Raw genomic sequence first — 12,936 nt, 5'->3', positions numbered from 1 at the left:
CGGATGACCCGATGGCGAACGGTGGGGCGGCAACGGCTCGAGTTGCTGAGGCTGCTCAGCGGTACGGGGCGCGGGACACTGACCGGGCTGCTGCTGGCACACCTGGTCTCCGCCCTGGCCCCGGCCGCCACCGCCCTGGCCATCGGGTGGCTGCTCACCCGCGCCCTACAGGCGGGGTCGGTCGGCGAGATGCTGCCCCACCTGGCCCTGGTCGCGGTCGTGGTGCTGACGGGGCAGTGCACGGAACTCTGCCGCGAGCCGCTGGACGTACTCGCCGCCCGCAGGATCGACGGCCGACTCCGCTCGGACCTGCGTCGCCGGGTGTCCGAACCGAGGGGCATCTCCCACCTCGACGACGGCGAGTACGGCACGGACGTGGCCCGGGTGTCGGAGCTCGGCGGCTGGCGTACCCGTACCCCGGGGACCGGCGCCGTCGGTCAACTCGTCCTGCTGGGGCGGCTGGCCGGGGCGGTCGGCTGTGCCGGGGTGCTGGCCTGGTACGAGCCCTGGCTGGGGGTGGTACTGCTGACCCTCACCCTCCTGATGCGGGCCGTCATCCGGCGGCAGTGGGTACGGCTCGGCACCATCTGGGACGCGCGGGCCGGCGACCGCAGCCGGATGGCGTACTGGTCGGACACGCTCACCGGCTCCGCCGCCGCCAAGGAGGTACGGCTGTTCGGTTTCGGCGGCTGGCTGAACACCCGGCACCGGGCACAGGCCGAGGAGTGGCTCGGCGAGATCTGGCGCGAGCGGCGGGGCATCCTGCGCCGGCAGTGGAGCACGTTCGCCCTCGCCGGAGGAGCGGGCTTCGCGGCGCTGTACGTCCCGGGTACGGCCCTGGCGGGCGGCGAGCTGACGGCCGGTGGCCTGGTGACGATGGTCCTCGCCGCCTGGGGGGTCTTCGCTGCCGGGGTGATGGGACACGAGGCGTTCGACATCGAGTACGCCACCGGCGCGTTGCAGGCGTTCGAGCGGCTGCGCTCACACGAACTGGCCACCGCAGGGCGGGCGACCGCAGAGCAGGAGCCCGGGGAGCGGCCGGCCCCCGAGTCGGCCCCGCACATCAGCTTCGAGGGGGTCGGGTTCTGCTACCCGGGCACCGACCGCAGGGTGCTCGACGGCCTGGACCTGGAGATCCGGCCCGGCGAGGTGCTGGCCGTCGTCGGCCGGAACGGCGCCGGGAAGACCACCATGCTGAAGGTGCTCGCCGGGCTGCAACAGCCGACCGAGGGGCGGGTACGGGTCGACGGCACCGACCTGGCCCAGCTCGACGTCACGTCCTGGCGACGCCGCATCTCCGCGGTCTTCCAGGACTTCGTGCACTATCCGCTCACCGTCCGGGAGAACATCGCCCTGGGTGCGCCGGAGGCCGAGGCGACCGACGGGAGCATCATGGCCGCGGTCGAGGCGGCGGGTGCCGGTGACCTCGTCGAGCGGCTTCCGCACGGGCTGGACACCCTGCTCAGCCGGGAACACCGGGGTGGTGTCGACGTCTCCGGCGGGCAGTGGCAGAAGATCGCCATCGCCCGGGCGATGTTCGCGGTGGCCCACGGTCGCCGACTGCTCATCCTCGACGAACCCACCGCCCATCTGGACGTCCGGGCGGAGATGGGCTTCCACCAGCAGGTGATCGCCGCCGTCCCGGACGTGAGCGTGGTGGTGATCTCGCACCGGCTGTCGACCGTACGCAACGCCGACCGGATCGTGCTGCTGACCGGTGGCCGGGTCACCGAAGCGGGCGACCACGGCGAGCTGATGGACCTGGACGGCCACTACGCGAGGCTGTACCGGCTCCAGGCGGACCGGTTCGGCGACGGGTCGACGGCAGTCGGTGCGGCCAGGGCCACGGCGCCGGCCCGCCCGGAAGGAGCATCGGCGTGAGGGCCGGGGCCAGCGTGGTACTCGCCATGCTGCGCATCGCCCACCGGGCGGACGCGAAGGCCACCACCACCGTCCTGGTGCTGGCGTTCCTGAACGCCATGGCGGTGGCCGCCACCGGCCTGGCCGTGCGCAACCTGTCCGACTCCGCCGGGCTCGGCGGAGGGCACGGGATCCTGCTGGCCGCCTCGATCGGCGCCCTCGCCTACGCCATGATCGCCTCGGCCCAGCGGGTGCAGAACAACCTACAGGTCGACCTGACCGAGCGGGTCGACCTCGAACTCTGCCAGCGGCTGCACACGATGACCGCCGATGCCCCGACGCTGGAACATCTGGAACGCACGGAGTTCCTGGACCGGCTGAGCCAGATCCGGTCGAGCACCGAGACCCTCGCGGGCGCCTGCTGGGGGGCGGTCAGTGCCGCCTCGTCGCTGCTGAGTCTGGGACTGAGCGCCTGGCTGCTGGCCGACGTGCACCCGGCGCTCGCCGCGCTGGTGCTGCTGGCCGCTCCGCCGCTGTACTTCTCCCGCCGGGCGTCGGCGCTGCTCGCCCGTGCCCGGGACTCCAGCGCCGGGGCCGAGCGCCGGGAGCTGCGGCTACACCGGCTGGCCACCTCGGCGGAGGCGGCCAAGGAGCTTCGGATCAGCGGCAGCGACCGGTACGTGGACGGCCGCGCGGCCGAATACTGGGAGCGCGCGACCCGGCAACTCGTACGCGCACTGCGCGCCGCGTCGCTCTGGCAGGTCGCCGGCTGGACCTGCTTCGCCGCCGGTTATCTGGCCGCCCTCGCCTTCGTCGCGCACGAGGTGAGCCAGGGCCGGGGAACCCCGGGCGACCTGCTGATGGTGGCCAGCCTCTCGGCGTACCTGCGGACGCAGCTCACCGGCACGGTGAACGGGCTCGCCCAACTCGCCGAGGGGCGGCACACCGTCCGCCACTTCCGGTGGCTGGAGACGCACACCGAGCGGCAGGCGCACGGCGGTACGAGACCGGTGCCGGCCCGGCTGACCGACGGCATCCGGCTGCGCGGGGTGACCTTCGGCTACCCCGGCACCGACCAGCCCGTGCTGCGCGGGGTGGACCTGCACCTGCCGGCCGGCGCCACGGTGGCGGTGGTCGGCATCAACGGCGCGGGAAAGACCACCCTGGTCAAGCTGCTCACCGGAATGTACGAACCGGCGCAGGGCGAGATCCTGGTCGACGGCGTACCGCTGCGACAGCTCAGGCTGGCCGACTGGCGGGCCCGGACGACCGCCGCCTTCCAGGACTTCTTCAAGCTGGAGGGCCGGGCCCGGCACGCCGTCGGGGTCGGCAGCGTGTCGCAGGTCGACGACACCGAGGCGGTACGCGTGGCGGTGGACGCGGCACAGGCGCGGCAGGTGACGGAGCGGCTGCCGCAGGGACTCGACTCGATGCTCGGCCGGACGTTCGGGGGTGCCGAACTCTCGCACGGCCAGTGGCAGCGGCTGGCGCTGAGCCGGGCACTGATGCGCCGCAAGCCGCTGCTGGCGGTGCTGGACGAGCCGACCGCCGCGCTGGATCCGCAGGTGGAGCACGAACTCTACGAGCGGTTCACCGGCCCCGCCCGCCCGGCCGACACCAGCGACGGCGGCATCACCCTGCTCGTCTCGCACCGGTTCTCCACGGTCCGGGCGGCGGACCTCATCGTGGTGCTCGACCAGGGGCGGGTGGCCGAGCTGGGCACCCACGACGAACTCAGCCGCAACCAGGGGAAGTACGCCGAGCTGTACACCGCGCAGAGCCGGGCGTACGCGCCGTGATCCCGCTGTCGCACGCCCAGCAGCGGCTGTGGTTCCTCGACCGGCTCTACGGCGCCGACCCGACCTACCACCTGCCGGTCGTGCTGCGGCTGCGGGGACCGCTGGACCGTGCCGCGCTACGCGCCGCCCTCGGGGACGTGATCGCCCGGCACGAGTCGCTGCGCACCGTCTTCCCCGACACCGACGGCACGCCCTGGCAGCGGGTACTGGCCGCGCCGGCCGAGGGCCCGGAGCTGACCGTGACCGCCGTCGCGCCGACGGAGTTGGACGCGCACATCCAGGCCGCCGCGTCGGCACCGTTCGTACTCGCGGACGAGCCGCCGCTGCGGGCCGACCTCTTCGTGAGCGCGGCGGCCGACGCCGTGCTGCTGCTGACGCTGCACCACATCGTCGCCGACGGCTGGTCGATCGAGGTGCTGCTGCGCGACCTGGCGACCGCGTACCGCTCCCGCAGTGGCGGCGCCGGCCCGCCCGACTGGCCGGAACTGCCGGTGCAGTACGCCGACTACACGCTCTGGCAGCGGGAACTGCTGGGCGACCGGCACGACCCGGAGAGCGTCGCCGGCCGGCAGCTCGGCTACTGGCGCGACACCCTGGCCGGCGCCCCGGCCGCCCTGCCGCTGCCCGTCGACCGTCCCCGCTCCGCCGTCGCGGGTCACCCCGGGGCCGGCGTCGCGGTCGACTGGGACGCCGACCGGCACCGGGAACTGCTGCACCTCGCCCGGCAGCAGAACTGCACGGTGTTCATGGTGGTGCAGGCGGCACTGTGCGCGCTGTTGTGCAGGATGGGGGCGGGCACCGACATCCCGCTCGGCACGGTGACGGCCGGGCGTACCGACGAGGCACTCGACGATCTCGTGGGCTTCTTCGTCAACACGCTGGTGCTGCGTACCGACCTGTCCGGTGATCCGTCCTTCACGGAGCTGCTGCACCGGGTCAGGGGTGTGGCCCTGCCGGCGTACGCGCATCAGGACCTGCCGTTCGACCTGTTGGTGGAGGAGCTCAACCCGCCGCGTTCGGCGGACCGGCACCCGTTCTTCCAGGTCATGCTCGCCTTCGACACCAGAGTGCGGCAGGAGCTCGACTTCGGCGCGGTCACCGTCGAGCGGCCGGCGGTGGACGTGCCGGCGGCGAAGGCCGACCTGAACCTGCAACTGACCGAGCACGTCGACGCCGACGGCACCCCGAGGGGGATCTCCGGGGTCCTGGAGTACGCCGCCGACATCTTCCGCGCCGAGACGGCCGGGTTGCTGGCCGACCGGCTGTCCCGGCTGCTCGACGCGGCCGTCCGGGCACCCGGCCTGCCGATCAGCGCGCACTCCCTGCTCACTCCGGACGAGCGGGATCAGGTGCTGGCGTCCTGGAACGACACGGCCCGGCAGCTACCCGTGACGACGCTGCCGGCGGCGTTCCGTGCCCAGGCCGCACGCACCCCGCAGGCCACCGCCCTCGTCTCGGCGCACGGTTCGCTGACGTACGCGGAGCTGGACCAGCAGTCGGATCGGCTGGCCGGCGGGCTGCGCGAGTTGGGGGCGGGTCCGGGGACCGTCGTCGCCGTGGGACTTCCGCGCTCCGCCGCGCTGGTCGTCTCGCTGCTCGCGGTGGTGAAGGCGGGCGCCGCCTATCTGCCGCTGGCCCCCGGCGATCCGGACGAGCGGCTGCGGATGATGCTGCACGACGCCCGGCCGGTCTGCGTACTGGGCGACCGGGAGCTGTGCACGCGGCTGGACGGCGGCGAGGTCCGCGTGGTCACCCCGGACGAGCTGACGACGGACCCGGCGCCCGGCACCGGTGAAGCCTCCGGCACCGGGCCGGCGCTCCGGCCGGGGCATCCGGCGTACGTCATCTACACCTCCGGTTCCACCGGGCGCCCCAAGGGCGTGGTCGTCTCGCACGCCGCGATAGACAACCGGCTCCGCTGGATGCAGGCGGCCTGTCCCCTCGCCGCCGACGACCGCGTCCTACAGAAGACTCCCAGCGGGTTCGACGTCTCCGTCTGGGAGTTTTTCTGGCCGCTCCGGGTGGGGGCGACGCTGGTGGTGGCCGGGCCGGACGAGCATCGTGACCCGGCCGCCCTGGCAGGTACCATCGTGGACAGACACGTCACAATTGTCCACTTCGTACCGTCGATGTTGGACCTGTTCCTCACCGAGCCGGCCGCCGCCCGCTGCGCCGGGCTGCGCCGCGTCTTCTGTAGCGGCGAGGCGCTTCCCCGCGAATCGGTGCTCACCTTCCACCAGGTCCTGCCGGGCGTCGCCCTGACGAACCTGTACGGGCCGACCGAGGCCGCCGTCGACGTCACCCGGCACGACTGCGTGCCGGGCGAGCAGGGCCCGGTGCCGATCGGCCGCCCGGTCTGGAACACCCAGGTGCGGGTACTGGACGACCGGCTGGCCCCGTGCCCGGTCGGGCTGGCCGGCGAGTTGTACCTCAGCGGGGTGCAGCTCGCCGACGGCTACCTGGCCCGGACGGCGCTGACGTCGACCCGGTTCGTGGCGGACCCCTACGGCCCGCCGGGAAGCCGGATGTACCGCACCGGTGACCGGGTCCGCTGGACGCCGGACGGCGTGCTCGTCTTCCTCGGCCGAGCCGACGACCAGGTCAAGCTGCGTGGCCAGCGGGTGGAACCCGGCGAGGTGGAAGCCGCGCTGCTGGCCGAGGAGTCGGTCGGTGGCGCCTGCGTGGTGGTCCGCGAGGACACCCCGGGCGACCAGCGGCTGGTCGGGTACGTCACGCCGGCCGCCGGACCGTCGGCGCGCGGATCGGTGCACCCCCAAGCCCTGCTCGCGAGCCTTGCCGACGTGCTTCCCGGCCATCTGGTGCCGGCCACCGTCGTGGTGCTGGACCGGCTCCCGCTCAGCCCGAACGGGAAGCTCGACCGCCGGGCTCTGCCGCCGCCCCCGGTCGACGTACGGCCGGGCCGAGCGCCGGGTACCCGGGTGGAACGGGCCCTGGTGCGGCTGTACGCGGAACTGTTGGGCGTACCCGAGGTGGGGGTGGAGGACGACTTCTTCCGGTTGGGCGGACACTCGATGCTGGCCGTCCGGCTGGTCCGGCGCATCCGTGCCGAACTCGCGGTGAACCTGCCCGTGCAGAGCATCTTCCGCCATCCCACCCCGGCCGCGCTGGCCCGGCAGTTGTCCCGGAGCGAGGCGGCGGAGAAAGCCTTCGGGCCGGTACTCGAACTGCGCTCCGACGGGCCGGGCGAACCCCTCTTCCTCGTCCACCCCGGCACCGGCCTGAGCTGGTGCTACTTCCGGATCCTGGAGTTTCTGGGTACCGGCCGGCCGGTCCACGCGCTACAGGCCCGAGGCTTCGCCGAGGCGGTGGCGGGTGACCCGCTGCCGGCACCGCCCCGGACCGTCGACGAGATGGCCGCGGACTATCTGGCCCAGATACGGAAGATCCAGCCAGCCGGCCCGTACCACCTGGCCGGCTGGTCCTTCGGCGGCCTGGTGGCGCACCGGATGGCCACCCGGTTGGAGCAGGAGGGGGACCGGGTGGCGGCCCTGGTCGTCCTCGACGGCTACCCGGAGCCGCCCGGGGCGGAAACCGCGAGCCGGCCGCTCCGGGAGGCCCTGCACAACGTGCTCGGCGTCCCGCCCGACGACGCTGCCGGCAACGCCCGGAACCCGGCCGAACTCGACGGTCGGGTCCTGGACGAGGTGCGCCGGCGCTTCCCTCCGCTGGCCGATGCCAACGACCACGGGATCCGGGCGGCACTGAGGATCGGGATGAACAACCTCCGTCTCCAGTACGCCTTCGTGCCGGAACTCCTGCGCGGCGACATGACCCTGGTCGCCGCCCGCTCGGGGAACCCGTCGACATGGCAGCGGTTCGTCGCCGGCCGGCTGACGGTGCTGAACCTCGACGTCGGGCACCACGACCTGTTCAGCACCGGGGCGGCGGAGACCGGGCGGTTGCTCGCCAGGATCCTCCCCGGCCGCACGCCACCGCCCGGCCACGATTCCGAGGAGACGTGAGGAGAGTGCCGTGAGCAACCCGTTCGACGACGACGAGGCGCGGTTCCACGTGCTGGTGAACGACGAGGGTCAGTACTCTCTGTGGCCGGCCGCGCTGGCCGAGCCGGCGGGCTGGTCGGCCGTACTGCGCGACGAGCGGCGAGCCGAGTGCCTCGCGCACGTCGAAGCGGTGTGGCAGGACATGCGGCCCCGCAGCCTGGTCGCCGCGACGGGGCAACAGGACGGGCCGGGGGCCGCCGAGTGACGCAGCGGAACACCGCGCTACCGACGCCGGTCGCACTGTTCGAGGAACACGCGGTACGGGCGCCGCAGGACGTCGCCGTGGTGTGCGCCGGGGTCCCGCTGCGCTACGGCGAACTCAACTCCCGGGCCAACCGCCTGGCCAGACTGCTGATCCGGCGGGGCGCCGGCCCCGAGTCCCTGGTCGGGCTGCTGCTGCCCCGGACCGCCGACCTCCTGGTCGCCCTGCTGGCGGTGGGCAAGGCCGGCGCCGGGTACGTCCCCTTCGACCCCGCCCATCCGGTACGGCGCAACGGAGCGATCCTCGACGACACGAGGCCGGTGCTGGCGCTGACCGCAGCGGAGCCGGCACCTGCCCCGGACTGGCTCACGGTCCCCCACCTCCGGCTGGGCAGCCCCGAGACCGCCGCCGCGCTGGCCGCCCTCCCGGACACCGACATCGAGGCCGCCGAGCTGCGGGGCGTACGGCATCCCGAGCACCCCGCCTACGTGCTGCACACCTCCGGATCCACCGGGCGGCCCAAGGGCGTCGTCGTCACGTACGCGGCCCTGGCCAACCTGCTGGCCGACTTCCGCCAGCGGCTCGCTCTCGATCCGGCCGACCGGCTGCTGGCCGTCACCACGCTCGGCTTCGACATCGCGGGTCTGGAGTTGTTCCTGCCGTTGACCGGCGGCGCGACCGTGGTGCTCGCCGCCGAGGCGGAGCAGCGTGACCCGGCGCGCCTCGCCGCCCTGATCCGGCAGGCCGGGATCACGGTCATGCAGGCCACGCCGTCCCTCTGGGAGGTCCTGCTGGACACGTCGGCGGTGGACCTGTCGCGGGTGCGGGCGGTGGCGGGCGGCGAGGCGTTGTCGGCCTCGCTGGCCGAACGGATGCGCGCGGCCGGCGCCGTGCTGACCAACGCGTACGGGCCGACGGAGACGACGATCTGGTCCACGGCGTACAGCCTCGACCAGCGGAAGCGGGACGGCGCTCCGCCGATCGGTACGCCGATCCGGCAGACCCGGGTCCACGTGCTCGACGAGCGGCTGCGGCCGGTCCCGGACGGGGCCGTGGGCGAGCTGTACCTCGCCGGGGCCGGGGTGGCCCGGGGTTATCTCCGCCAGCCGGGGATGACGGCCGCCCGGTTCGTCGCGGACCCGTTCGGCCCGGCCGGAACGCGGATGTACCGCACCGGCGACCGGGTCCGGCAGGCGGCCGACGGCTGCCTGGAGTTCGTGGGCCGGGTCGACCACCAGGTGAAGATCCGCGGTCATCGGGTGGAACTGGGCGAGATAGAGACGGCTGTCGAGGAGTTGCCCGGCATCGCCCGGGCGGTCGTCGTGCTCCGCGAGGAGCGGCCGGGGCAGCAGCGGCTCGCCGCCTACGTGGTACCGCTCACCGGCGCCGAGCCGGACCCCGGACGCATCCGCGCCCTGCTCGCCGAGCGGCTCCCACGTCACATGGTTCCGCACACGGTGATGCTGCTGCACACCCTGCCGCAGACCCCGAACGGCAAGGTGGACCGCGCCGCGCTCCCCGCTCCCGGGCCTGCGGCGGGGGCCGGCACCGTCGCACCCGGCTCCGCCGCCGAGGAGCGGCTGTGCGGCGTGTTCGCCGAACTGCTCGGCGTGCCCCAGGTGGGCGCCACCGACGACTTCTTCGAACTCGGCGGCGACTCCCTGCTGGCGATCCGCCTGATCGGCCGGATCCGCGACGAGTTCGGCGGTGCACCGGACGTACGCGAGTTCTTCGACGCGCCCACCGCCCGCGAGCTGTCCGGCCGGTTGCGCCGCCCAGCCGTCGCCCGCCCCGGTCCGGTACCCGCCGAGCGTCCCGCGCGACTGCCGCTGTCCTCGGCGCAGCGGCGGCTGTGGTTCCTCAACCGGCTGGAGGGGCGTACGGCCACCTACAACACCCCGTTGCGGCTGTGGCTGCACGGCCCGCTCGACCTGCCGGCGCTGGAGGCGGCGCTGGCCGACGTCGTCGCCCGGCACGAGCCGCTGCGCACCAGGTACCCCGAGGAGTCCGGCGAACCGTGGCAGGAGATCGTGCCGCCCGCCGACGCCCGGCCCGCGCTGCCCGTGACGGCGTGCGCGAGCACCGCCGAGGCCGGGCAGCTCGCCGAGGCGTTCTTCGCGGAGGGCTTCGCGCTGAGCACGGACCTCCCGCTCCGGGCCCGGCTGCTCCGTACCGGTCCGACGGAGCACCAACTGCTGCTCGTGGTCCACCACATCTCCTTCGACGGCTGGTCCACCGCCCCGCTGACCCGGGATCTCGTCGCCGCCTACGGCGCCCGCCACAACGGCGCCGTGCCCGTCCTCGCCGAGCTGCCGCTCCAGTACGCGGACTACGCGCTCTGGCACCGGCGGCTGCTGGACCGCCCGGAGGAACCCGCCAGCCCGGCCGGCGCTCCGCTGCGCTACTGGCAGTCCGTGCTCAGCGGCGCGCCCGAAGAACTCGAACTGCCGTTCGACCGGCCCCGCCCGGCCCGGGCCTCCTATCGTGGGGCGACCGTCACGATCGAGGCCGACGGCGGGCTGCACCGCGAGCTGGTCGGGCTGGCCAGGAGCCTCGGGGCAAGCGTCTACATGGCCTTCCAGGCGGTGCTCGGCGCCCTGCTCACCCGACTGGGCGCGGGCACCGACCTGCCGATCGGCTGCCCGGTCGCCGGACGCGACGACGCGGCGCTCGAAGACCTGGTCGGCTTCTTCGTCAACACACTCGTGCTGCGCACCGACACCTCCGGCGACCCCGGCTTCCGTACGCTGCTCAGCCGGGTGCGGGACGTCGACCTCGCCGCCCTCGCCCACCGTGAGGTGCCGTTCGAGCTGGTGGTCGAGGCGATCGGTCCGTCCCGTTCGCTGGCCCGGCACCCCCTGTTCCAGGTCCTGCTGGTGTCCCAGGGCGCCGCGCCGCCCTCGTACGAGCTGGGTGAGCTGGGCGTGGAGTTGGAGGAGGCGGCCAACCGGAGCGCCAAGTTCGACCTCTCCGTCAGTTACACCGAGCGCCTGGCGCCGAACAGGAAGCCGGACGGTCTCGACATCACCATCGAGTACGCGACCGACCTCTTCGACCGCTCGACGGTGGAACGCATCGGCGGGTACCTCCTGCGGCTCATGCAGTCCGCCGTGCGCGACCCCGACGTGCCGATGAGCCAGCTCGACATGCTTCCCGAGCCGGAACGGCACCACCTGCTCGAAGGCTGCAACGACACGGCGAGGGCGGTGGACCGGCGGTGCCTGCCGGAGTTGCTCGACCGCCAGGCCGCACGTACGCCGGACGTCGTCGCCGTACGCCATGAGGACCGGTCCCTGAGCTATGCGGAGCTGGGTGCGCTCTCGAATCGGATGGCACGGCTGCTGGTCGGCCTCGGTGCGGGGCCCGAGACGGTGGTGGCGATCCGGACACCGCGATCGCTCGACCTGATCGTCGCCACGATCGCGGTGATCAAGACGGGGGCGGCCTACCTTCCGCTGGATCTCGGCTATCCGGCCGAGCGGATCGCGTACATGTTGCGGGACAGTCGGCCCGTCTGCGTGCTCACCACCGAGAGCACGACCGCCGGAACCCCCGGGGACAGTCCCCGGCTCGTGATCGACAGTGCCGAGACGAAGAAGCTGCTGGACGCCCTGCCGGACACCGACGTCGGCGACCACGAGCGCATCCGGCCGGTGCGGCCGGAGCACCCCGTCTACGTGCTCTACACGTCCGGCTCGACCGGGCGGCCCAAGGGAGTGGTGCTGCCCTCCCGGGCGATGGTCAACCTGCTGGCCTGGCACGCCGAGACCATGGCCGGCGGGGTCGGCAGTACGACGGCCCAGTTCGCGAACCTGAGCTTCGACGCCGCGGCGCAGGAGATCCTGTCGGCCCTGACGACGGGCAGGACCCTCGCCGTACCCCTGGACGAGTGCCGGAAGGACTCCGAGCAGTTCGTCCGGTGGCTGCACCGGATGCGGGTCAGTGAACTCTTCGCCCCGACACCGGTCGTCGAGACGCTGGCCGACGCCGCGCACCGGCTCGGCCTGGAGCTGCCGTACCTGGCCCACGTCGCGCAGGCCGGCGAGGCGCTCACGCTCGGCCCCGTACTGCGCCGGTTCTTCGCACCGGGCGGTGGGCGGCGGCTCTACAACTACTACGGCCCCACCGAGACGCACGTCGTCACCGGCTGCCTCGTGCCGGACGCGTGCCTGACCGGCGGGGACAACCCGCCCATCGGCCCACCGATCTGGAACACCAGGGCGTACGTCCTGGACCCGGCCCTGACGCCGGTACCGCCCGGCGTCGCCGGTGAGCTGTACCTGGCCGGCGACCAGCTCGCCCGGGGCTATCTGCACCGCCCCGGACTCACCGCCGAACGTTTCGTCGCCGACCCGTTCGGAGCGCCGGGAACCCGGATGTACCGGACCGGCGACCTGGTGCGCCGGCGTCCCGACGGCTCGCTGCACTTCCTCGGCCGTACCGACTTCCAGGTGAAGCTGCGCGGCTTCCGGGTCGAACCGGGCGAGGTGGAGGCGGTGCTCGCGGAGCGGCCGGAAGTCGTCCGGGCCGTCGCACTGGTCCGGGAGGACCGTCCGGGGGACAGACGCCTGGTGGCCTACGTGGTCGGTGGCGGGGGCGACGCACCGGACCCGGCCGGGCTGCGGGAGTACGCGGCGCGGCGGCTTCCCGACTACATGGTGCCGGCGGCCGTGGTGGTGCTGCCGCAGATACCGCTCACCCCGAACGGCAAGGTCGACCGGGCGGCCCTGCCCCCTCCGGTGTACGCGACCAGGACCGACGGCCCCGGCCCGGCGAACGCGCGGGAAGCCGCCCTGTGCCGGATCTTCGCCGATGTCCTGGGCGTGCCACAGGTCGGCCCGGCCGACGACTTCTTCGGACTCGGCGGCCACTCGCTGCTCGTCACCCGCCTGATCAGCCGGATCCGGGCCGAACTCCACTGCGAACTGGACATCCGCGACGTGTTCGACGACGCCACGGTACGCGGGATCGCGGCCTGCCTGAACCCGACCGTTCCGGCGCGGCCCGCCCTGCGCCGGATGCGCCCACCGGAGACCACCTGAGGAGGACCCAC

The 12,936-nt window shown here is 73.5% G+C and carries 5 protein-coding genes; all 5 read left to right on the top strand.

Annotated features, from left to right (window positions below; genetic code table 11):
• Positions 1–3: 3 nt before the first annotated feature.
• The 5 genes from Pen02_RS14630 to Pen02_RS14610 are packed head-to-tail and all read left to right on the top strand — an operon-like array spanning position 4 to position 12,925.
• Positions 4–1,881 (top strand): ABC transporter ATP-binding protein, encoded by a 1,878-nt coding sequence (locus Pen02_RS14630; RefSeq protein ID WP_203866547.1) that lies wholly within the window; start codon positions 4–6, stop codon positions 1,879–1,881.
• Positions 1,878–3,659, top strand: a complete 1,782-nt coding sequence (locus Pen02_RS14625; RefSeq protein WP_203866546.1) for an ABC transporter ATP-binding protein — start codon at positions 1,878–1,880, stop codon at positions 3,657–3,659. The genes Pen02_RS14630 and Pen02_RS14625 overlap by 4 nt, the downstream gene beginning before the upstream one ends.
• Complete coding sequence (locus Pen02_RS14620; RefSeq protein WP_203866545.1) at positions 3,656–7,642, top strand: non-ribosomal peptide synthetase; 3,987 nt, start codon at positions 3,656–3,658, stop codon at positions 7,640–7,642. Before Pen02_RS14625 ends, Pen02_RS14620 begins: the two co-directional genes overlap by 4 nt.
• Before the next feature lie 10 nt (positions 7,643–7,652).
• The gene (locus tag Pen02_RS14615; protein ID WP_203866544.1) at positions 7,653–7,886 is read left to right on the top strand and encodes an MbtH family protein; all 234 of its coding nucleotides are present in this window, start codon (positions 7,653–7,655) and stop codon (positions 7,884–7,886) included.
• Positions 7,883–12,925, top strand: a complete 5,043-nt coding sequence (locus Pen02_RS14610; RefSeq protein ID WP_203866543.1) for a non-ribosomal peptide synthetase — start codon at positions 7,883–7,885, stop codon at positions 12,923–12,925. The genes Pen02_RS14615 and Pen02_RS14610 overlap by 4 nt, the downstream gene beginning before the upstream one ends.
• The last annotated feature ends 11 nt before the right edge of the window (positions 12,926–12,936 follow it).

Origin of the sequence: Plantactinospora endophytica (assembly GCF_016862915.1) — a bacterium.
GTDB classification, from domain to species: Bacteria; Actinomycetota; Actinomycetes; order Mycobacteriales; family Micromonosporaceae; genus Plantactinospora; species Plantactinospora endophytica.
The sequence above is the reverse complement of the archived record's forward strand: the minus strand, read 5'-3'. Positions and strand labels throughout refer to the sequence as shown.